This window comes from Sphingomonas sp. 35-24ZXX, assembly GCF_000786215.1.
GTDB lineage: Bacteria > Pseudomonadota > Alphaproteobacteria > Sphingomonadales > Sphingomonadaceae > Blastomonas.
Genome location: NZ_JROG01000007.1, coordinates 122744 through 145271, shown reverse-complemented (window position 1 = coordinate 145271; position 22528 = coordinate 122744). Strand labels below are relative to the sequence as shown.

Here is a 22528-nt window from a genome sequence, read left to right as displayed (position 1 = left end):
GGTGAATTAGCGAATCAATCTGTGCAATGTGCATCTGGTAATTTGCTTCAGAATTATGAAGCAGGGGAGAATTAAGGCATGAGCATCACCATCGGACCGCCGACCGTCGACGAACTGCGCCCGCGCATTGCGGTGATCGGGATTGGCGGCGCTGGCGGCAACGCTATCGCCAACATGATCGCGGCCAATGTCGAGGGCGTCGATTTCATCGTTGCCAATACCGACGCGCAGGCGCTGAATTCGTCCACCGCCGAACAGCGCATCCAGCTGGGCCCCGATGTGACCCAGGGCCTGGGCGCAGGCTCGCGGCCCGAGGTCGGACGTGCGGCGGCAGAAGAGACCGTCGCTGACATCGAGGCGATCCTCGAAGGCACGCACATGTGCTTCATCGCCGCCGGCATGGGCGGTGGTACCGGCACCGGTGCGGCCCCCGTCGTCGCCAAGGCTGCGCGCGATCGCGGCATCCTGACCGTCGGCGTCGTCACCAAGCCGTTCACGTTTGAAGGCACGCGCCGCATGCGCGCGGCCGAGGCCGGGATTGCCGAGCTGCAGAAGAATGTCGACACGCTGATCGTCATTCCCAACCAGAACCTGTTCCTGGTCGCCAATCCCAACACCACCTTCAAGGAAGCGTTCCAGCTGGCAGACGAAGTGCTGCAGCAGGGCGTGCGCTCGATCACCGACCTGATCGTCAACCCGGGCCTGATCAACCTCGACTTTGCCGATATCCGTTCGGTGATGCGCGAGATGGGCAAGGCGATGATGGGCACCGGCGAAGCCGAAGGCGATGGCCGCGCGCTGGAAGCGGCCGAACGGGCCATTGCCAACCCGCTGCTCGATGGCGTGTCGATGAAGGGCGCCAAGGGCGTCATCGTCTCGATCACCGGCGGCGACGACATGCGCCTGATGGAGGTCGACGAAGCGGCCAACCACATCAAGGAACTGGTCGATCCGGATGCCAACATCATCTGGGGCAGCGCGTTCAATCCTGATCTCGAAGGCAAGATCCGCGTGTCGGTGGTGGCCACCGGCATCGATGGCGATGCCTTGCAGCAGACGGATGACTCTCGCCCGTTCTCGCTGAACCAGAGCGCACCGCGCGCCTTCAGCGCACCTGCGCCCGCACCCGCCCCCAGCTTTGCCGCTGCGCGTCCGGCACCGGCTCCTGCGCCCGCGCCTGCTCCGATGGCCGCCGCCGAGCCTGAAGCACTGGATCTGGGCGTTGCGGCCCAGTCGCTTGACGACCATGGTGGCGGCGCAGACGAACTGCTGCTCGATACTGCCAGTGCCGAGCTGCCCGCAGAACCTGCCGTTCTGGGCCAGGCTGCACCCACGACCGAACCGGGTGTCGTCGCCGCCAAGGCGCCGCGCGTGACCACCGGTGGCGGTACGCTGTTCGAGCGCATGTCCAGCCTGTCGCGGGGCGGTGCCCGCAGCGAGGAAGAGGAAGGCGACGAGACCACCGATGCGCCGCCGCTCAACATTCCGCGCTTCCTGGGTCGCCAGAACAACCAGTGATATCTTTGCCCGCCGTCCTGTCTTGCGACGGCGGGCAAAACGTTCCCGCAAGCTGTCGAATGCCCGCCACGCCCTGCCGTGCACCTGTGATGGCAGCGCTTGCATTCGCCGTTACAACGCGCGACTGACGGGGCGATATGGCATTGAAACCGTTTTCGCGTCCCTTGCGCCTGCGCGTGGCCAGCTGGCTGCTCGCAGCGGCAAGCCTTTCGCTTTCCCCCGCCTTCGCGCAGGAGGAAGGCCCGGATTCGCCCGGAGCGGATGAGACCGGCTATTCGTCGCTGGATGTCTCGGCCCCGCGCGGAACGCGCGAGCTGCAGAACGCGCTGCAGCGGCTGGCCCTCAACCCCGGCGATGTCGATGCGCTGATCGATGGCGGCAACGCGGCGCTGCTGCTGGGTGATCCGCAGGCGGCGATCGGCTTTTTCGCGCGCGCGGACGAGATGTCGCCGGGCAATGGCCGGGTCAAGGCCGGGCTGGGGTCCAGCCTGCTGCTCAACGAAAACCCCTATGAGGCGCTGCGCCTGTTCGAGGAAGCCAAAAGGCTGGGTGTCCCCGAGACGGTGTTCGCCTCGGACCGGGGCCTCGCGTATGATCTGGTCGGCAATTCCAATGCCGCCCAGGCCGATTACGAGCTAGCGCTGCGGCGCGGCGGCGACGACGAGACCATCCGGCGCTATGCGCTGTCACTCGGCATTTCGGGCGATCGGGCTGCTGCCGAAGCGCAGCTCGATCCGCTGCTGCGCAAGCGCGATGCCGCCGCCTGGCGCACCCGCGCGTTCGTGCTGGCGGTCAGCGGCGATGCCGAAGGCGCAATCGCAATTGCCGATGCCACCATGCCCCGGCGGATGGCGGCATCGATCCAGCCGTTCTTCCGCTTCATGGGCAAGCTGACCCCGGCGCAGCAGGCGGCAGCCGCGCATTTCGGCCAGTTTCCGCAATCGGCGGCGATCGGCAAGGATGATCCGCGCAACCGGCAATATGCCTCCGCGGGCAGCCCCCGGGTCCGGTCCAGCCGGGCCGATGCCGGGCTGATCCCCGCAGGCGAGCCTCTGGGCCCGACGACCGACAGCAAGGCACGCAAGGTCGCCAAGGTCGACAAGTCGCAGCGGCGTAGGCCCGGAAAACTCTCGAAGAAGGAGCGCGAGGCAATCGCGCTGGCGCAGGCAGAGGCCGCTGCCAAGCCGGTTCCGGTGCAGACCCGGCCTCCGGGGCCCGTGCCACCGTCCGATCTGCTGATCCCCGGGCGCGGAACGGGTGCGTCCGACACCGGCGGCTATGGGCAGACGGCGCGGGCGACCGTGCAGCCCCTGCCGGGCTCCTATGCGTCGGCTCAGCCGTCGCGCGCGACGGTGCAACCTCTGCCTGGATCGTCGTCTCAGGTGCGCTCGCCATCTCCTGCGCCGAGCCCGGCGCCGCGCGCTGCCGAGCCTGCGCCAGTGCGTATCGCTGCAGCCCCCACGGATGCCGGGCAGAGCCCGCTGGATGCACCGCGCGGTGCTGTCAGGGTCGATGCCATGCCATCGGGCGAGACAGCCGCCGCGCAGAGTGCAGCCGCGGCCCGAGCCGCAAGGCTGGAGTCGGTGCAGACCAAGGTGGCGACCGCCAAGCCGGTGTTGCTTCCGGGTGTGAAGGAATTGCCGCGACCGGGCTTCGATTCGGTGCCTGCCGCGGCCAGCCCGCCGCCGCCTTCCGTCGCACCCCAGCCGACGACCCAGCCGGTAAACACGCAGCCTGCGAAGACTGTCGCACAGCCGGCGCAACAGGCGATGCAGTCCGTTCAGCCTGCGCCGACCGGGGCAGGCGCATCGCAGGCCTTCGATCTCGCGCAAATGGGGCCTCCGGCGCCCGCGCCATCACCCGGCAGCGCTGTACCCTCGAGCGTCGCACCAGCGCCTTCAGGGCCAGCGCCGACGCTCGCCAGCGCTGCGCCGACTCCAGCCACGGTTCAACCCGTGCCCGCTGCGCCCGAGCCTGAGCGCGTCAGCCTGGCTGCGGTGATCGCGAGCATCCAGGTTCCGGCGGCGGAACTCGCGCCGTCTGCAGACGCAGTCGATATCACCAAGCTGACTCCTGCGGCCAAGAAGCCGGATGAGGCAGATGCCGCGAAGAAGGCAGAAGAGAAAAAGGCCGCCGACAAGCTGGCTGCGGACAAGCTGGCCGCGGACAAGAAGGCTGCCGACAAGAAGGCGTCAGACGACAAGAAGCTGGCCGAGAAAAAGGCTGCCGATAAAAAGGCGGCAGCGGCCAAGAAGGCCGCGCCCAAGCATCCCAAGCGCTATTGGGTGCAGGTCGCAGGCGGTGCAAACCGCGCCGATCTGTCCAAGGAATGGAAGCGGCTGACCAGCACCTCACCGGCCGTGTTCAAGGGCAAGCAGGGCTGGTGGACGCCGCTCAACGCCACCAACCGCCTGCTGACCGGACCATTCGGAAGCGCTGCCGAGGCTCAGGCGTTCGTCAACACATTGTCCAAGAACAAGCTGTCGGGCTTCTCGTTCACCAGCCCCGAGGGCCAGGAAGTCACCAAGCTGGGCGGCTGATCGTGGCGCGCGCCGTCACAGGGCGGCGCGGATCAGCCGGTGGACATTGGTGTTGGCCTTCAGGCGGCTGCCGATCAGGAACACGCCGCCGATCTTGCGCTGGATGAACAAGGTGTCGACCGGCGGAATCTGCCAGAACGTCCGTTCCTTGGCGAAGGCCATGCCCTCGTCGCGCAATTCCATCGTCATCTCGTTGGAGGTGAAATCGAACGGCGCGTCGATGCGCAGCGGTTCGAAGGCGGTATCGAACATGCCCAGCACCGCCACCTTGTGGTTTTCCGGTGCATCGGGATGCAGCATGCCCAGCGTCAGGCCGCCCTCGCGCATCCGGGCGATATCCCGCTCCATCCCGCCGCGCAGAAGCGTGCGATAGGCTTCGGACACCCTGTCGGCCACGATCCGCGTTGCGCCGAAATCCAGCAGCACCAGCTTGCCGCTCTCCGGATCGAAGCGGTAGTTGGCAAAATTGGGGTCGGTCTGCATCAGCTGGAAGTCGAACAGCTCGCGCAGCAGCAACTCGACCAGCAGCTCGACGATGCGGTCGCGCTGCGGCTGGTCCAGCTGCACGGTCTCTTCGACCGCGATGCTCTCGATATAGTCCATCGCCAGAATGTCGGAGGTGGTAAGGTCTGCATGCAGGGCAGGAACCCGGAAATGCTGGCTGCCCGCGAGCAGTTCGCCAAAGCGGGCAAGGTGCCCGGCTTCATGCGTGTAGTTGGCCTCTTCGTGCAGCTGCGCCTTGGCATCGGCCAGCATCGGATCGATATCGAGCTCGGGCGGCAGCAGCCCGGTGAGCTTGATCAGCGAGGCGACATTGTCGACATCGCTGTCGATGCTCTGGCGCACGCCGGGATATTGCACCTTGATCGCAAGGTCACGGCCATCGAGCGTTCGTGCGCGGTGCACCTGACCGATCGAGGCCGCAGCGATCGGCTTGAAGTCGAAGCTGGCAAAGCGCTTTTCCCAGCCGCGGCCCCAGTTCTGATTGAGCACGTTGCGCAGCTGGCCCTGTGGCATGTGCTGGGCATCGGCACGCAACCGGGCGAGGATGTCAGCAAGTTCGGGCGGCAGGAAGTCGCCGGTGTCCATCGACATCAGCTGACCCAGCTTCATCGCCGCGCCGCGCATCGTCGCCAGCTTGTCGGCGATCTTGCGGGCATTGGCGGGCGTCAGCAACAGTTCGCCGACGCTGGGGCGCTTGCCTTGCGCCCATTGCTTGGCGCCATCGACCAGCATCGTGCCTGCAATGCCGCCCGCCATGCTGCTGAACCCGGCAAACCGGGCCAGACGGCCGCTGGGAACAGCCTGTCCGGAGGATTGATCGGCACGACGCGTTTTGGGGGGAAGCATGCGGGGTGTTGACCTGTGCGCGCGGCAGCATCGGGATAGATGCGCGCGTGGCCGTTATGTAGGTGCGCTGCGGTTCAGCTGCAACTTGCCCCGCCCAATACGCAGAAGCGGGCGCAGTGCGGATGGTTGAGCGAGACTGCGCGCGACGCTTCGGCCAGGGTCGCCCCCATGTCGAACCCCGGGTCGTACGGCAGCAGCGTACAGGCAGCGACCGTCGGGCGGTCGGTGCCCTTGTGCTTCACCACCATCCGGCTGGTTGCGCACATCATCGCATCGGGGCTCTTGCCCAATATGTCCCAGCATCCGGTGCTGATCTCGGCAATATCGGCGCCAGCCTCCATTTCGGGGAACATCACGAACCGGGCAGGGGCATCCACATCGATGGCAAGCCCATGGTGCGCAAACAGCGCGGCAAAGCCAGCGCGGGCCTCCGCATCGCTTTCATGCGCCAGATGTCGTCCGGCCACCGCGATGGCAAAGCCGTGCGCTGCCAGCCATTGCAGGCCGGATATCGCCTTGTCCCAGCTGTTGGCTCCGCGCTCGGCCTCGTGCACAGCTTGCGTGTAATGGTCGAGGCTCACCCGCACGGTCAGCCTGTCGCCAAATCGGGCGTTGAGGTCGAGCAGCGCCGTCTCGTGCCGCCGCATCGGGCGCATCGCGTTGGACAGCACCAGCACCTCGAACCCGCGCGACAGGCACAGATCGAGGATGGCGATGATGTCCGGGTTCATGAACGGCTCGCCGCCAGTCAGTCCGATTTCTCGCGTCGGCAGAGCGGACAGCGCAATCTCGTCGAGATAGGCGGTCACCTCGGCCAGGCTGATATAGACGAGCGCATCGTTGCGCGGTGAGCTTTCGATATAGCAGCTCTTGCAGGCGAGGTTGCACAGCGTGCCGGTGTTGAACCACAGCGTGTCCAGCCGGGTCATGCCGACGCTGGCGCGGGGCTCTCCCTTGGCCGTGATATTGGGATCGCGAAACTTGGCAGGGTCGAGCCGGGGCACGCCGAGCATGGCGAAGGGGCTGGCGGTGTCGGTATCCATCACCCTGTGTGTATCACCGCGCGCTGCGCTTTGGCCAAGCGAAAAACGTCAGTCGTCGTGGTGTTTGGCCAGCCGTGACGCCAGGGGCGCAGAGAGGACCAGCTGGAACTGGTGATAGATCAGTGCGGGCAGAATCACGATGCCGGCCTGGGGTCCTGCAAACAGGATCGCGGCCAAGGGCGCGCCGGTGGCGATGCTCTTGTGCGATCCGGCAAACAGCAGGCTGATACGGTCGGCGCGTGGCAGGCCGAGCACGCCGCCCAGCCCCCAGGCCGCCAACATCGCCAGTATCAGCATGACCAGGATGATCGCGCACAGCAGTGCAATCGCGGCCCAGCCCAGAGCCTGCATCTGGCCTCCCGCGACCGCCGAGCTGAAGGCGACATAGACGGCCAGCGCAATCGCGGTGCGATCCAGCAATGTGAGCAGCGGCTTGTTGCGCATCGCCCAGGCATTGAGCCAGCCTTGCGCCAGTTGCCCCAGCGCAAAGGGCAGCAGCAGGATGGCGACGATCCGCAGCACGGTGTCGCCGCTGATCGCCGCGCCCCCGTCCGATCCGATCAGCAGCACGACCAGCAGCGGTGTCATCACGATCCCCGCCAGGTTGAGCAGTGCCGATGCCATCACCGAGGCAGCGATATTGCCGCCAGCCAGCGACGAATAGCTGATCGCCGATTGCACCGTGGACGGCAGGATGCCCAGGAACATCAGCCCGATCACCAATCCGTGCGGCAACAGGCTGGCAGGTGCGGTGGCCGCCGCCAGGCCCAGCACCGGCATGAAGGCAAAGGTGAACGCGAAGATCAGCCCCTGCAGCCGCCAGTTGCGCATCGCGACAAGCACTTCGGCCCGGGGCAGGCGCAGGCCATGCAGGAAGAACAGCAGAAAGATGGCGGCCGACACGCCATAGCCTGCATAGACCGCAGCCTGGCCGGTCACCGGCAGCAGCGCGGCGACGAGAACCGTCAGCAGCAGCGTCAGAACGAAGCGGTCGGGGATCAGGCGGGTGAGAATCGACATGTCATTTCCCCCTGCTATGTTTCGGCAAGGGGTGCAACGGCTTGCACAGCCGCACCGCGTGATAATTGGGGGCAGGGCGATGGACTGGCAGGCGATCACGCATGCGATCGAGACGGCGGTGGCGCCGCATATCGGGACCGGCAAGGTGGCGGATTACATTCCTGCGCTGGCCCGGGTCGATCCTGCCAAGTTCGGCATGGCGATCGTGCTGGGCAATGGCGAGATGATCACTCTGGGCGACAGCCACGAGCCGTTCTCGATCCAGTCGATCTCCAAGGTGTTCACGCTGTCGATGGCGCTGCGCCAGTATGACGAAGCGGTGTGGGACAGGGTGGGCCGCGAACCTTCGGGCAGCGCCTTCAATTCGATCATCCAGCTGGAAAGCGAAAAGGGCATTCCGCGCAATCCGCTGATCAACGCCGGCGCCATCGTGGTCACCGACATGCTGGTCGCCGCGAGCGGGCGCGATGGCATGGTGGCAGAGCTGCTGGCGCGCTTTCACCGGTTGTCGGGCGATGCCAGCATCGCGATCGACGAGGAAGTGGCAGAGTCGGAATCGGCGACCGGATCGCGCAACCGGGCGCTCGCCCATTTCATGGCCGCGTTTGGCAACATGGCCAACCCGGTGGAAGACAGCCTGCATGCCTATTTCCGCCAATGCGCGGTGCGGATGAGCTGCCGCCAGCTGGCGCGCGCGGCGCTGTTCCTGGCGTTCGATGGCTGCGACCCGATCAACCGCGAACAGCTCGTCACCCGCGAGAACTGCCGCCGGATCAACGCGGTGATGATGAGCTGCGGCCATTACGACAACAGCGGCGATTTCGCCTATCGCATCGGGCTGCCGGGCAAGAGCGGCGTCGGCGGTGGCATATTGTGCATTGCGCCGGGGCACGGCGCGATCGCGGTCTGGTCGCCGGGCCTCAATGCTTCGGGCACCTCGATGGTCGGCGCGATCGCGCTGGAGGAACTGGTGGAAGCGACCGGGTGGAGTGTTTTTGTGTGAGCAGGGTCAACGAAAGGAATTAGAAAGGCAAGATAGGTAACTTCCTCTATATGAACGCAATTACACTCAATCTGGTGGAAGAAGCTGCACGTGGCTGGGAGGCAATGGACGATCAGGTCCATCTTTGGCGAGGTCGGTGCATCGACTGTTTTACCGAAGCCGAACGTTCGATCAGCCAGACCTTAATCTTCCTTCGCGAACATTTTGGGCATGAGTTTGTCGTCAAGCAGGGCCATCTTTTTGGGCAGAAGCTGACCGACTTGGGAGAGGCGTTTGCCCAACCAAAAATTCAAGAGATCAAGACAGCGAAAAAAGCGGCTCAGGCGCTAGAACGGTTTGTGCAATATGCCGAACTGCGTAAGGATTTGTGCCACGGCGACATGACCGTCTACGCGAACAGGCAGGGCCTTTGGTTGGCGCAGTTCAAAGTCATTTGTCTTGGAAGCCAGACCGTGAAGACTCACCAGATGGTCATTGATCATGACAGCGCAGATGAGACGCTAAAGTTGCTGCGAAAAACCGTGCAAAGCCTTTGCAAATGTCTCGCCAACTTTATGGAAACACCCCCCGAATCGACCGTCTCCCCCTCTAGCCCATCCGCACCGGCGGCGCCGGCGTCTCGCTGAAACGCGGGGCAGGGGCGGGCTGGAGGATGCCGTCCACCTCGACGAACGTTCCGCGTTCCTTGTTGTGCGGGTGCTCTGGCGCCTCGGTCAGGCTCAGCACGGGCGCGAAGCAGATATCGGTATGCTCCATGATGGCGCACCATTCGTCGCGCGTCTTGGTGAGAAACAGGGCCGTCAGCCTGTCCTTGAGCGGGCCCCATTGGCGCGGGTCCATCTGCAGGTCGAAGGCGGGGTCGGAAAGGCCTGCCTTCTCGCGCAGCAGCGCATAGAATTGCGGCTCGATCGACCCGATCGAGATGTACTTGCCGTCGGCGCATGCATAGGTGTCATAGAAATGCGCGCCGGTATCGAGCAGGTTGACCCCGCGCTCGTCGCGCCACTGTCCGTTGGCGAGGAAGGTATAGGTCATCGCGGAGAGAACGGCGGCGCCGTCGGTCATCGCACAATCGATCACCTGTCCCTTGCCGGTGCTGCGCGCTGACAGGATGCCCGCGACCATGCCGAACGCCATCATCATGCCGCCGCCGCCGAAATCGCCGACGGCATTGACCGGCGGGGTCGGTTTCTCGCCCGCGCGGCCATAGCTGTGCAGCGCGCCGGACAGTGCGATATAGTTGATGTCATGCCCGGCCAGCGGCGCATAGGGCCCGGTCTGGCCCCAACCGGTCATGCGGCCGTAGACCAGCGCCGGATTGTCGCCGAGCAGCACGTCAGGGCCCAAGCCCAGCCGCTCCATCACGCCGGGACGAAACCCTTCGATCAGCCCGTCTGCGCTGCGGGCCAGTTCGCGCACCTTTGCGATGCCCTCTTCGGATTTCAGGTCGACCGCGATTAATTCGCGATTGCGGTTGAGGATGTCGCGGCTGCCGGAATCGCCCACTTTGCTCCGTCCCGACGCCCGCTCGACACGAACGACTCGGGCACCATGATCGGCCAGCATCATCGCCGCAAACGGACCCGGGCCGATGCCCGCCAGCTCGATGATCGTTACTCCCGACAGCGCTCCGCCCATGTCATTCACCTGTTTAATTACTCGATTAAAACAGTGCACGCTAACGCCCGTTGCCAGCTTTGCAAGGGGGCACTTGGGCCGGGGCGCTGTTGCACTGCCGCACGGGGCGGACGCGTGCCGCGCCAGTCTCAACTTACCGTAACGTCAACGCAATGCTGCACTGCAATATGTTGATAAAGCGCGCATTTCCGCGCGTTGCGGAAAGATGCAAAAACATCACCGCTACATTAAAAAATTGCATTCATGCATCCGATGTGACAATTTTCTTCCAGCACCAGACATCGCCTGAAGAGCGGTGGGGGGCAACGGCAAGACTGATAATCTGCTTGTGGGAGAAGAGGATGCGCACTTTGTGGAAGCCCGTTCTGGGCTTGCTTTGTACTGTCTCGATGACATCGGTTGCTCAGGCGCAGGACGCGCAGGATCGCGAGGCGCCTGAGCGTGATGTCATCATCGTCACCGCGACGTTGCGCGCGGCCGATGTGCAGGACATTCCCATCGCGGTGACCGCGGTCAGCCCGGAACAGCTTGATCGCCAGAACGTGCAGGACATCAAGTCGCTGACGTCGATCTCGCCCAGCTTCAACGTCCAGTCGTCTCAGACCGAAAGCCAGGGCACCTCGATCCGTATTCGCGGCGTCGGCACCACCGGCAACAACACCGGGCTTGAAAGCTCGGTCGGCGTATTCATCGACGGCGTGTACCAGTCGCGCCCCGGCATTGCGCTGGGCGATCTGCTCGATCTGGAGCGGCTCGAAATCCTGCGCGGGCCCCAGGGCACCCTGTTCGGCCGCAATACCTCGGCCGGCGCGCTCAACATCACCACGCAGCGTCCTGACCTGAACGACGTCAAGGCGTTCGGCAACGTGACGTATGGCAACTATGATTTCTTCAATGTGCAGGCCGGGGTCAGCGTACCTCTGGTCAACGATCAGCTCGGTTTCCGCCTCTCCGGTGCCTATCGCAAGCGGGATGGCTATCTGCGCAGCGTCACCGTGCCCGGCGCTCGCAGCGGCAACCGTGACCGGTATGTCCTGCGCGGCCAGTTGCTGTGGGAACCTTCGCCGGACGTCAGCATCCGCCTGATCGGCGACTATGCCAAGGCCGACGAGAACTGCTGCGATGCGGTGATCGTTCGCGAAACCGAACTGCTGCCCTTCTTCGCCTTCCATGGCCTGCCCAACAGCGGCGTTGCGGCCTCTGGCCAGCAGGCGCTCAACCGGTTGCAGACCAACAGCCAGCTGTTCAACAACGATACCGAGCAATACGGCTTCTCGGGTGAGCTGAAGTGGGACATCGGACCTGTCCAGATGACCTACATCGGCTCCTACCGCCATTTCGAGGCATCTTCGGACCAGGAATCGGACTTCATCGGCCTCAACGTGTTCAGCTCGGGGGCGGGTTCGACGGCAGCGCCGACGACGCCCAGCAACGGCGGTCCGATCGAGACGATGACGCATGAACTGCGCTTCCAGGGCAGTGCGTTCAACGACGCGCTCGATTTCCTGGTCGGCGTCTATTATTCGGACGAGCAGATCGATGAAATCCAGTCGCTGACCCTGGGCACCGATTTCCAGCGGGCGGTGAGCGCGGGCAACTTTGCCAATGCTGCGGGCGTCAATCCGCTGTTCGCGCTGACGGCGCTGGGCAACGGCGGGGTTCCTGTCAACGCTGCGGGTAACTTTGCCGTCAACCGGTTCCAGCAGGACGCGGAGAGCTTCTCGATCTTCACGCACAACGTGATCAACTTCACCGACAATCTTAGCCTGACGCTGGGTGCACGCTATGTCGATGAAAAGAAGCGCGGCAGCTTCGATCAGCTCGCAGCAAGCTCGCCAGCGTGTCAGGCGATCACCAATGGCGTGATTGCGGGCACCATTCCGGCGGCGCTCCGCGCGGGCGCGCTGGGCCTGACCTGCTTCCCGTTTGCAACCTCTGTGGGCATCACGGTTCCCGGGACCAGCGGCACCGTGCTCGCCAGCTCGATCCCCGGCCTGCCGCTGCCGCGCGAATATGATCTGGTCTTCAAGGATGACGAGCTGACCTACACCGCGCAGGTGGCGTACAACAGCAACAACGGGTTCCTCGCTTACGCCGGGTTCAGCCATGGCTTCAAGTCGGGCGGTTTCAACCTTGACCCGGCAGCTGCGGCGCTGGGGGCCGACCCGCGCTTCAACTCGGAAAAGGTCGATGCCTATGAGGCGGGGATCAAGACCGAATTCGCCAACGGCCGCGTCCGTGCGAACCTGGCGGTGTTCCACATGGACATGACCGACTTCCAGGTGCTGGAATTCACCGGCGTGCAGTTCCAGACGTTCAACGTCGCGGCGGCCAAGTCGACCGGTGTGGAACTTGAAATGTTCGGACAGTTCAGCTCGGGCATTTCGGTCAACCTGGCGGTCACCTATGCCGATGCCCGCTATCCGCGCAACTGCGCCGCAGGTGTCGTCGGCACGCCGCAGACCCTGGCCACCATCCGCAGCCTGTGCGGGGCCGATCTGACCAACGCGCCCAAGTTCACCGGCGTCTTCGGTATCACCTATGACAAGGAGATCACCGACTCCGGCTGGAAGATGCTGGCCAACTTCAACATCAACTATTCGGACGACCGCCGCACCAGCACCTCGCCGCTGGACAGCAATGGCCTGCCGATCCCGCTCGACATTCAGGACAGCTATTTCAAGATGAATGCCCGTCTTGGCTTCACCACACCGGATGACCGCTTCTCGTTCGAATTGTGGGGCACCAACCTCAACAACGAGATTACCCGCGGCATCACGGCCAACACGCCGCTGCGGGGCGGTGCAGGCACGCGCTCGCGCATCGGCTTTGTCGAGGAACCGCGCATGTACGGCATCACGCTGCGCGCAAAATATTGAGGGTTTGAACGGATTGATGGGGGACACTGCCTGAGCCGCGGCGATGCCGGACAGATCGGGCAGTGAACATCAGTGACCTGGGGCGGCGCCGGCAACGGCAGCCGCCCCTTTTTTCGTCACGATGAAGGACGGTCGATCCGCAGTTACTGCTTGCCGAAGGCGTCGGCGATCGAGCAGGCCGCCGGGCCCAGGATGACCACGAACAGCGTGGGCAGGATGAACAGAATCAGCGGAATGGTCATGATCGCGGGCAGGCGCGCGGCCTTTTCCTCGGCGCGCATCATGCGCTCGTTGCGGAACTCGGCGGACAGCACGCGCAGCGCGGAGGCCAGCGGCGTGCCGTATTTCTCGGTCTGGATCATGGTGGTCACCACGCCGCGCACCGAATCGAGCGCAACGCGATAGGCGAGGTTCTCGAACGCCTGGCGCCGCTCGGTCAGGAACGCGAGTTCGATCGCGGTGAGCGCGAATTCGTCGCCAAGCTCGGGATAGGCGCGGCCCAGTTCCTTGGCGACACGGTTGAACGCAGCATCGACGGTAAGGCCGGCTTCCGCGCAGATCACCAGCAGATCGAGCGCATCTGGAAGACCCTTGCGGATGGCATCGGTGCGCTTGGTGATGATGTTCTGCACGAACAGGTCAGGCGCCTTGTAGCTGCCGACCAGGATCGCGGCGAACAGGCCGAACTTCTTCATCGGCGTCCAGTCTGGCACCAGCACGCCCAGGCCATAGATCAGCAGCGCGGCCAGCCCGCCCAGCGCAATCGGCAGCACCATGCGGCCAAAGATGATCGCGACCGCGATATCCTTGGACCGGATGCCCGCCTGCGCCAGCTTCTGCTGCGCCGCTTTCAGCTGCTCGTCCTGCAGCACCCGCAGCGACTGCAGCGTGCTGCGCATCTTGTCGGTGGTGTCGTTCTTGTGGACGATCTTGGCGCGCTTCTTGGCCGTCGATGCGGTGATCCCGGCCTTCAGCTGCTCGCGCCGCTCATTGAGCGCCTTGACGCGCTTGGCCATGGGATCGCGCACCGTGGTCGCGGCATAGATCGCGATCAGCACCGCCAGCGTGGCAACTGCGGCAAGCAGCGTCGCCACCATCACGACATCGAACCCCATCAGGGTCGGATTGGCTATTTTCTGCACGTAACCCTCCCCCCGATCAGATTTCGAAACTGACCATCTTGGCCATGATGAAGACGCCGATGCCCATCCAGACGAGCCCGCCGATGCCGGCGATCATCAGGCGCTCCTGGTAGAAGAAGCCTGCAAGATAGGCGGGGTTGACCCACCAGATCATCAGGAACACGAGGAACGGCAGCGAGCCGACGATATAGGCCGAAGCCTTGGATTCCGAAGACAGAGCACGGATCTTGAGCTTCATCTGGGAGCGCGAGCGCAGCACCGCGCCCAGGTTCGACAGCGTTTCGGCAAGGTTGCCGCCGGTCTCGCGCTGGATCGCCAGGGTGATGCAGAAGAAGTTGAATTCGGGCGTCTGGAGCCGGTTTGCGCTTTCCTGCAGCGCATCTTCCATCGACCGGCCGATCTTGATCCGCTCGGTCACCAGCTTGAATTCCTCGCCCACAGGGCCTGGAACCTCCTTGGCGACGACCTGCAGCGTCTCGGTGACCGGAAGGCCGGAGCGCAGACCGCGCACCAGCAGATCGATGGCATCGGGAAAGCGCGCGGTGAACTGGTTCAGGCGGCGCTTGATGAAATGGCCGACGATCATGTGCGGCAGGCCAAAGCCCAGCGCCGATCCGATGAACAGGCTCATCATCATCTGGCCGGTGCGCAGGTACACCGCGATGGCGACCAACAGGCCGAGGCCCAGAACGACCTGCCCGAACTGCACCACTGTCCAGCTCTTGCCGGTCATCGCCAGGCGGCGACCCAGCATCTGGATCTTGGTCAGCTGCTCACCGGTCTGGTTGAAACGGGGCTTGCGGTTGGCAATGGCCTTGCGCATCTGCGCTTCGACCTTGGCGCTGGCACTTTCGCTGTGGCGCTCGCGCACGGCGAGCACCCGGCGCTGCAGCTCCTTGCGCGATGACGGGCCGGAAAAAGCCATGACGAGCAATCCGAGGATGCTCGCAAGGCCCGCCGCCAACAGCAATGTCTGCACCATATCCATGCGCCATCTACTCGCAATGTCGGACCGCCACCCTTTTGGGAGAAGCGGCGGATCCGGTTACTTCTTGGCGGGCTTGCCCGACTTGCCCGGCTTGGCAGGCAGCAGCGACTTGAAATCGCCAAACTTGCCCAGCAGCGATTTCTTCGCTCCGCCGGTGTCCTTGTCTGCCACCGCTTCTTCTTCGGCCATGCCTAGGCACCGGTCGGTCAGCGATTTCATCACCGCACCGCCCTTGGTCGACTTGCCCGCCTCGCAGAACGGCTGGCCCAGCTTGGCTGCCTGGGCCGCGGTCTTCGGGTCCGACGGAATGAGGAAGTCGATCTTGCGCTCGATCGTGGTCTCGAAGTCGGCGCGGCCGATTTCCAGCGCCGCCGGCTGCACCTTGTTGGCGACCACCAACACGCGCGCGGCAGGCGCGTTCGATTTGAGCCAGGCGAGCAGCCGGATGGCGTCGCGCGCCGACGCCAGCGTCAGCTCGGTGACCAGCACCGCGATGTTGGTTTCGGCCACCAGGTGCGGGTAATCGATCAGCATCTGCCGGGGCAGGTCGACCACGGTGTTCTCGAAGGCGTGGCGGAACTCTTCCTGCAACTGGAAGAACGCGGTGCCATCGGTGATCAGCGGCGAGCTGATCGGCGCTTCGGCTGACAGGATCGACAGCTTGTCGTTGGCCTTGATCATCGCGCGTTCGATGAACAGGCCATCGATGCGGCTGGGATTGTCGATCGCATCGGTGAGCCCGCGACCCGGTTCCAGGTCCATGGTCAGCGCGCCGGTACCGAAATGGAGGTCCAGATCGAGCAGGGCGGTCATCCGGCCGGCGTTCTTGCTGAGCTGCCAGGCCAGCGAGGTCGCCACGGTGGAAGCGCCGACGCCGCCACGCGTACCGATCACCATGATTCCGACATGCGCCTTTTCGGTCGCAGCCTCACCAGGCTTCGGCGCATTGAGCATCGCCTGTGCCTGCAGGATGGTGTCGCGGATCTGGTCCGGCCCGACGGGCTTGAGCAGATAGTCGTGCAGGCCGCTGGCGATCAGATCGCGATACAGGCGCACGTCGTTGACCTGGCCCATCGCGATGACGACGGTGCCGGGCTCGCACACTTCTGCCAGCGCGTTGATGTCGTTGAGCGGATCACCCGATTCCGACAGATCGACCAGCAGGATGTTCGGGCTGGCGGTGATCGAAAGCGACTGCACCGCGTTGCGCAGGCCGCCCTTGCTGCATTTTTCCGGCGGCCAGCCCATGTTGATGGCCATCGCCCGGACAATGTCCAGCGTCGCATCGTCACAGATATACGCCGCGAACTGATCGCGGTTGGCGGCTACGCCTGGCTTCCAGGGTGCGTTCACTGTGATCCTCCCGGCTGAAGCGTGCTTTCCTTGAGGCCATTGGCGCCCGTCGGCGGAGCCTCGCGATATTGCTTGATGACGGTGTCGGACCGCTGGGTCGAGGTGGTCGGGCCACCGGCCTCGCCGCGCACCAGGTCTTCCTTGTTGGCGACCATCGCAGCGATATTGCTGTTCATGGCGCAGCCGTAGTTGCTGCTGGTCGCATTGCGATAGTTCATTTCCAGCTTGGTCTGCCAATCCGGACAGCCCGGGACGCTCGCCAGCGTGCGGGTGACGACAACGCGGACCGTGCCCGAGGCAATCTGCCCCGTGGTCACAGGTGCGATATCGCCCACCAGCAGGCCGTGGCGCGAAGCGGCGGCCTCGACCGCGGCCTTGACCACGACATTGCGGCCGGCCGGGTCGTCAATCGCGACGCGGTCGCCATAGCCAAGGTCCATCGCCTGGAACCATTCGGCGAGACGCCGCTGTTCCTGCGCGGGCAGCGAGCCGCCCTGTGCGTTGAGATCGAGCGTGTAGTTGTTCCGCGACACCACCGGCTGGTGAACGCTTTCGAGCATCCGGTTGCTGGCCATGTTGCCACAGCCCGACAAGGTCAGCACGGCCGCTGCGGCGATGGCTGCATGATAAGCGCGCATTGATATTCTCCTCAGAGCGGGTCGCTGGCCTTAATCGAACGAAAAACCGGGGGCGGCGGCCATATCGGTGGACTTTCCACCCGTCTTGGCCTTGCCCTTCCTCGCATCGCGCTGCGGCTTTGCGGGGGCAGAGGGCAGCGCGCGCGGATCGGCTGACAGCGCACCGAATTCGGGAGCACCACCGCCTTCGGCCGGGGCCACGCTGGGCTTGGGACGATCGCCGCCCGAGATACCATCGGACTGCTGGTTGTTGATCAGCCGCTGCGCCTCATCGGGGGTGCGGAAGCCATCGGTGGGCAGCTTGATCTCGTTGGCATTGACCGGCTTGACCAGATACGGCGTCACCACGATCACCAGCTCGGTCTCGCCCTTGCGGAAGTTCGAGGACTTGAACAGGTTGCCCAGCACCGGCATGTCGCCCAGGCCCGGTGCCTTGTCGACCAGATCCTGCGAGTTGTTGCTGAGCAGGCCGGCGATCATGAAGCTTTCGCCCGAGCCAAGCTCGACCGTGGTTTCAGCGCGGCGGGTGGTCAGCGCAGGGACCTGGAAGCCGCCCAGGGTGACCGAGCCTGCCGACGACAGTTCGGACACTTCGGGGCGCACGCGCATCGAGATGCGGCCATTGGCGAGGACGGTGGGCGTGTAGGACAGGCTGACCCCGAAATTCTTGTATTCGATGGTCGTCGCGCCCAGGCCCTGGTTGATCGGGATCGGGAACTCGCCACCGGCAAGGAAGTCTGCAGTTTCGCCCGACAGCGCGGTAAGGTTGGGCTGCGACAGGGTGGTCACCAGACCGACCTGCTCGGCAAGGTCGAAGGCGCTGGCGATATCGACACCGAACAGGCGACCGGCGGCCTCGATGGCCGTCTTGCCGTTGATGGCGGTGTTGAAAGTGGTCGTCGTGCCGCCGGCGACGAATTGTCCTGTGGCAGGATTGAACGGCAGCGATAACGATCCGGCAGGCAGGCCGAACTGGGCCGATGCGTCGATGCGCGGCAGGTTGCTGACGTTCAGCGTGTCCTGGATGGTCGCGAAGTTGCGCGAAGCGCGCGACACGCCGACATTGAAGCCACCGGTCAGATCGCGGGTCAGCAGGTTCGCGCCGATTTCCTTGACCAGCGAACGGCTGACTTCGGCGATCCGCACCTGCAGGTTGACCTGCAGCGGGGTTGCGGTCTGCAAGCGGCTGATCACCTTGACATTGTCACCGACAAAGGCCTGCACCAGCCGTTCGGCCTCGGCGCTGTCCACCGGGGCACCGACCGTGCCGGTGAGCAGGACCACGCCGTTGAGCGTGCTCACGCGCACCTTGGCATCGGGCATGGCGAGCGTCAGCATCTGGTCGATCGAATCGAGGTTCGATCCGACCCGCACGGTGGCGGAATAGACCACCTGGCCCGCCGCATTGCTGGCGTACAGCGTCGTTTCGCCGCCCGCCTTGCCGAAGACATAGAGTTGCCGCGAGGACTTGACCTGCACATCGGCAACGCCGGTGTCGGCGACGAACAGGTCGGTCATCACGCCGGGCAGCTGGATCAGCTGGCCGCGTCCGATCGACAGGACCAGGGTTTCGGCCGGGCGCTGCGTGGCGGACTGGGCAATGGCCGTGCTGCCGGTGAACGGGGCGAGGCCCGTCAGCGAACCGATCGCTGCCACCGCTCCGCACAGAAGAGCGCCCTTGAGGATCTTGGAATAACGCATGGTCATTTTCCTCCGACCGGAACTTCGGTCACTGAATTTCCGCGAGCGACCCTGACGACCGGGCCCCTGGGCACCATCGGCGCTGCGACGCTCGCCGGAGCGCCCGAAGCGGTTGCCGGGCCGGACATTTCACCCTGGCGGCCACCCTTGGACTGGGTCGGGACCGAACGACGCTGGAAGCGCGACACATCACCGCCGGTGACAAAGGTCACGTCGGTGTCGACGGGCCGCGTGGCAAACGCCTTGATCAGCTTTTCCTCGGTCTTGCGGTCGGCACCCTCGGGCAGCTTGATGTCGCCTGCGGCCATCGAGCGTTCGAGCTCGGCCTCGTTGTCGGCGATCGAGCGCAGCGACAGGCTGAGCGTGCCGATGGTCTGGGCGACGGCAATCTTTTCCGCCAGCTTGGGCGTGGCTTCGACCGTCACGGTGGTGAAGGCGATGACCTCGGTCTTGCCCTCGGCGTTTTCTGCGTTCACACGCTGGTCGGTGGCCAGCACGCGCAGGTTGCGGATGATGGTTTCAGAGGCGTTGAGCGGTGGGCCATCGTCGCCGCCGACCGACTGGGTCAGCACCAGGTCGACGCGGTCACCCGGAAACACAAAGCCTGCCACGCCGGTGCGGGCAGACACAGGGACGGTCACGGCGCGCATGCCAGGGCCAAGCGCCGCCGCCAGGAAGCCCCGGTCGCCGGGCTTGACCAGCGAGCCCTGCGTCACCGGCTGTCCGGCGGTGATCGCATTGCGCACCACGGTGCCCAGCAGCGACTCGACGTTGGATTCGGCTTCGATGAAATAGGCGTTGCTGACGAGCTCGCTCGGCCAGGGCTGGAAGGCGACGCTGTCGGGCGTGATGATCGTGCCGACGGGCAGCGAGCGGTTGGCCACCAGCACCCGCGGACCGGTCGGAACCGCCTGTTGCGGGGCCGCCGTCACCTCGGGCGCTGCCGATCCGGTGAAAAGGCTCCTGGCGAGAAACGCCGTGCAGAGCGCGATCACGAGCGCTCCTACCAGCAGGATGACTTTCCGTTTATCCATGGCGTTGACAGCCCCCAAAGTCCTTCAGAATGTTGATCTTTTCACGCAAAATGGTTAAAAAACCGTTCGCCAACGGGCCATAGCGCCGCAAAAGCGATGGCAACGCCGTAGGGCACCTCCGGTTGGCCCGGCCGCTTGCGCATCCGGTGCTCCGCCAGCACCACCAGGGTCAGCGCCGCGCCGACCAGCGACATGATGATCGTGATCCGGGCCATTTCGATCCAGGGGAACCACAGGGCGATCGCGCCGATCAGCTTCACATCGCCGCCACCCATCGCGCCGATCGCGAACATCAGCGCGAAGAAGACGAACACCCCGGCACCCAGCGCCAGCTGCAGCGCCATGTCGGGCCAGACGGACAGGCCGCAGGCCCACCAGAAGAGCGGAGCGCTGAGCGCGATGGCGGCGTTGAGCCAATCCTCGATCTCGCGGCGCAGGATATCGGTATAGGCCGCGTGCAACAGCGCGATTGCCAAGGCAGCCAGCAGACCGTAGACGAGAGGACCGTTTTCCATGGGAATTGGCGTATAGCGGCGATGACTTACCAAAAAGTAACCATTGATCGGCGCGCCATTCCGGCGGGCGCGGTCGAAAGCCGCTGGACTGCACCCGATGGCTGGGCGCTGCGCCGCATCGACTGGATGGCCGACGGGGCGGCGCGCGGGTCGATCCTGTTCATGCCCGGGCGCGGCGACATTTACGAAAAATATCTCGAGACACTGGCCCACTGGCAGGCTCTAGGCTGGAACGTCACCTCAGCGGACTGGCGCGGGCAGGGCGGCAGCGGCCGCATGACCGACCACCAATATGTCGGCCATATCCAGGATTTCGCACAGTGGATCGAGGATATTGCCGGTTTCTGGGCAGAATGGGCGGCATCGCATCCTGGCCCCCATGTGATGGTCGGTCACTCGATGGGCGGACATCTGGTCGCTCGCGCCATCCAGGAACAGCGCATCGCGCCCGATGCGGCGGTGCTCAGCGCGCCGATGCTGGGCCTCAAGGGGCTGGGGCTGCCGATGTCGTTTGGTCACATGGTCACGCGCGTCATGCGCGGGCTGGGCAATCCCGAGCGCCCGGCATGGAAGGTCAGCGAAAAGCCGGCCTCACCGCTCGCCATCCGTCAGACGCTGCTGACGCATGATAACGATCGCTATCAGGATGAGCTGGCATGGTGGGCCCAGCGCCCCGAGGTCGTGATGGGTCCGGCCAGCTGGCACTGGGTCGAGCGCGCGTATGAATCGAATATCCGGCTCAACGCGCCCGGCCAATGGGAGAAGGTGCGCGTGCCGATGCTGCTGATCGGCACCAGCGCCGACCAGCTGGTCGACAACAAGGCGACTCTCGCTGCGGCGGCACGCATCCCCGGGGCCGAACTGCTCGCCTTCGGACGCGAGGCGCGGCACGAGGTGTTGCGCGAGGTCGATCCGATCCGTGACCGCGTGCTGCAGACCATCGACGATTTTCTGGCGCGCAAGGCCAGCGCAGCGGTGACCGAAAGGGTCGGGGCCACAGCCTGATGCCGGATTATGACGTCGTCATCGTCGGCGCCGGGATCGCCGGGGCCAGCCTTGCGGCAGAGATCGCACCGCACTGCCGGGTCCTGGTGGCCGAGGCCGAGGACCGGCCCGGCTATCATTCGACGGGGCGGTCCGCTGCATTCTGGGCGGAAAGCTATGGCGGACCCAAGGTCCAGCCCTTGACCACCGCGTCGGGGCCCTGGCTACACTCGCCGCCACCGGGCTATGGCGACCGCAGCTTCCTGGCCCCGCGCGGCGCACTGACCCTTGCGCGAACCGGCGAGGAGCATCTGCTCGATGCATTCGAGGCGGATTTCGCGGGGTCCGGCGTGCAGATGGAGCGCTGGTCGCGCGAACGGCTCGATGCGCTGCTGCCGGGACTGGCGAGCGATATCCAGGCCGCGATCTACGAGCCCGACTGTCAGGACATCGATGTCGGCGGTCTGCACCAGGCCTTTCTGTCGGTCGCGCGGCGGGCCGGCGCATCGATCGCCTTGCGTTCGCCGCTGGAGCAGGCGGCTTATGCAGGTGGGCAGTGGACGATCACGCTGGGTGGCAATCAGGTCAGCGCGACCTGGCTGGTCGATGCCGCAGGCGCCTGGGCCGACCCGGTTGCCGAGCGCGCGGGCGTGCGGCCTCTGGGGGTGCAACCCTACCGCCGGACCGTGCTGCAGCTGCGCACCACACCTGCGGCATCGCCCGATCTGCCGCTGACCCTTGGCATCAAGGGCGACTATTATTTCAAGCCCGAGGCGGGCCGGCTATGGCTGAGCCCGCATGACGAGACGCCCGAGGACCCCGCCGACACCGCACCCGACGAGCTTGACATGGCGCTGGCGATCGACCGGTTCGGGCAAGTGGTCGACTGGAAGATCGAGGCGGTCGAGCATCGCTGGGCGGGGCAGCGCAGCTTCGCGCCCGACAGGCTGCCGCTGATCGGGTTTGCGGCCGATGCGCCGGGCTTCTTCTGGTTCGCAGGCCAGGGCGGCTTCGGTATCCAGACCGCGCCTGCCGCCGCGCGATTGGGCGCTGCGATCCTGCTTGGCCTCACGCCCGATGCGATGATCGCGGGCATCGACGCGCAAATGTATAATCCGGCAAGGTTCGGCTGAACGCGCTGGCAGCGCTGGCCCGAGTTGATTACCATCGGCCCCGGTTTGA

Annotated in this window: 18 protein-coding genes; 7 read left to right on the top strand and 11 right to left on the bottom strand. The window is 64.9% G+C overall.

Annotated elements, in window-relative coordinates:
• Window positions 1–78: 78 nt before the first annotated feature.
• Both ftsZ and LI72_RS13765 read left to right on the top strand, forming a co-directional pair.
• The gene (gene ftsZ / locus LI72_RS13770) at window positions 79–1518 is read left to right on the top strand and encodes a cell division protein FtsZ (protein ID WP_033926515.1); all 1440 of its coding nucleotides are present in this window, start codon (window positions 79–81) and stop codon (window positions 1516–1518) included.
• Between the two features lie 137 nt (window positions 1519–1655).
• Window positions 1656–4058, top strand: coding sequence for an SPOR domain-containing protein (locus LI72_RS13765; RefSeq protein WP_033926514.1), 2403 nt, complete (start codon window positions 1656–1658; stop codon window positions 4056–4058).
• Between the two features lie 15 nt (window positions 4059–4073).
• Here the strand turns inward: LI72_RS13765 and LI72_RS13760 are convergent, their stop codons facing one another.
• From LI72_RS13760 to LI72_RS13750, 3 genes are all read right to left on the bottom strand, one after another.
• On the bottom strand, window positions 4074–5408 hold the full coding sequence (locus tag LI72_RS13760) for an ABC1 kinase family protein (RefSeq protein ID WP_033926513.1): 1335 nt from the start codon (window positions 5406–5408) through the stop codon (window positions 4074–4076).
• A 74-nt stretch (window positions 5409–5482) separates the two neighbouring features.
• On the bottom strand, window positions 5483–6451 hold the full coding sequence (locus tag LI72_RS13755; RefSeq protein WP_033926512.1) for a radical SAM protein: 969 nt from the start codon (window positions 6449–6451) through the stop codon (window positions 5483–5485).
• 48 nt (window positions 6452–6499) lie between these two features.
• Entirely contained in the window at window positions 6500–7471 is a 972-nt protein-coding gene (locus LI72_RS13750) for a bile acid:sodium symporter family protein (protein ID WP_033926511.1), read from the bottom strand.
• A 79-nt stretch (window positions 7472–7550) separates the two neighbouring features.
• Here LI72_RS13750 and LI72_RS13745 point away from each other — a divergent pair, with 79 nt between their 5' ends.
• Both LI72_RS13745 and LI72_RS13740 read left to right on the top strand, forming a co-directional pair.
• A complete protein-coding gene (locus tag LI72_RS13745; RefSeq protein WP_033926510.1) occupies window positions 7551–8474 on the top strand; it encodes a glutaminase in 924 nt (307 codons plus the stop codon).
• A gap of 50 nt (window positions 8475–8524) precedes the next feature.
• Window positions 8525–9100, top strand: a complete 576-nt coding sequence (locus LI72_RS13740) for a hypothetical protein (RefSeq protein ID WP_033926509.1) — start codon at window positions 8525–8527, stop codon at window positions 9098–9100.
• On the opposite strand, the gene LI72_RS13735 is transcribed toward LI72_RS13740, so the two are convergent.
• The gene (locus tag LI72_RS13735) at window positions 9063–10112 is read right to left on the bottom strand and encodes a CaiB/BaiF CoA transferase family protein (RefSeq protein WP_033926508.1); all 1050 of its coding nucleotides are present in this window, start codon (window positions 10110–10112) and stop codon (window positions 9063–9065) included. The two genes, LI72_RS13740 and LI72_RS13735, sit on opposite strands and share 38 nt — an antisense overlap.
• Before the next feature lie 389 nt (window positions 10113–10501).
• Between LI72_RS13735 and LI72_RS13730 the strand changes: the two genes are divergently transcribed.
• A complete protein-coding gene (locus LI72_RS13730) occupies window positions 10502–12991 on the top strand; it encodes a TonB-dependent receptor (RefSeq protein WP_052129845.1) in 2490 nt (829 codons plus the stop codon).
• A 143-nt stretch (window positions 12992–13134) separates the two neighbouring features.
• On the opposite strand, the gene LI72_RS13725 is transcribed toward LI72_RS13730, so the two are convergent.
• From LI72_RS13725 to LI72_RS13695, 7 genes are read right to left on the bottom strand one after another with little or no spacing between them, the layout of a single operon-like run.
• A complete protein-coding gene (locus tag LI72_RS13725; protein ID WP_033926506.1) occupies window positions 13135–14106 on the bottom strand; it encodes a type II secretion system F family protein in 972 nt (323 codons plus the stop codon).
• 43 nt (window positions 14107–14149) lie between these two features.
• Entirely contained in the window at window positions 14150–15121 is a 972-nt protein-coding gene (locus LI72_RS13720; RefSeq protein ID WP_033926505.1) for a type II secretion system F family protein, read from the bottom strand.
• Window positions 15122–15178: 57 nt separating this feature from the next.
• Entirely contained in the window at window positions 15179–16474 is a 1296-nt protein-coding gene (locus tag LI72_RS13715) for an AAA family ATPase (protein ID WP_033926504.1), read from the bottom strand.
• Window positions 16471–17112: a CpaD family pilus assembly protein gene (locus LI72_RS13710; protein WP_033926503.1), complete on the bottom strand. Its 642-nt coding sequence runs from the start codon at window positions 17110–17112 to the stop codon at window positions 16471–16473. Before LI72_RS13710 ends, LI72_RS13715 begins: the two co-directional genes overlap by 4 nt.
• A gap of 30 nt (window positions 17113–17142) precedes the next feature.
• The gene (locus LI72_RS13705; protein WP_052129844.1) at window positions 17143–18819 is read right to left on the bottom strand and encodes a type II and III secretion system protein family protein; all 1677 of its coding nucleotides are present in this window, start codon (window positions 18817–18819) and stop codon (window positions 17143–17145) included.
• Window positions 18816–19847, bottom strand: a complete 1032-nt coding sequence (gene cpaB / locus LI72_RS13700; RefSeq protein ID WP_033926502.1) for a Flp pilus assembly protein CpaB — start codon at window positions 19845–19847, stop codon at window positions 18816–18818. Before cpaB ends, LI72_RS13705 begins: the two co-directional genes overlap by 4 nt.
• 41 nt (window positions 19848–19888) lie before the next feature.
• The gene (locus LI72_RS13695; RefSeq protein ID WP_033926501.1) at window positions 19889–20362 is read right to left on the bottom strand and encodes an A24 family peptidase; all 474 of its coding nucleotides are present in this window, start codon (window positions 20360–20362) and stop codon (window positions 19889–19891) included.
• Between the two features lie 21 nt (window positions 20363–20383).
• Here LI72_RS13695 and LI72_RS13690 point away from each other — a divergent pair, with 21 nt between their 5' ends.
• Together LI72_RS13690 and LI72_RS13685 are read left to right on the top strand one after the other, a co-directional pair.
• The gene (locus LI72_RS13690; RefSeq protein WP_033926500.1) at window positions 20384–21367 is read left to right on the top strand and encodes an alpha/beta fold hydrolase; all 984 of its coding nucleotides are present in this window, start codon (window positions 20384–20386) and stop codon (window positions 21365–21367) included.
• On the top strand, window positions 21367–22479 hold the full coding sequence (locus LI72_RS13685) for an NAD(P)/FAD-dependent oxidoreductase (protein WP_033926499.1): 1113 nt from the start codon (window positions 21367–21369) through the stop codon (window positions 22477–22479). Before LI72_RS13690 ends, LI72_RS13685 begins: the two co-directional genes overlap by 1 nt.
• Window positions 22480–22528: the final 49 nt, after the last annotated feature.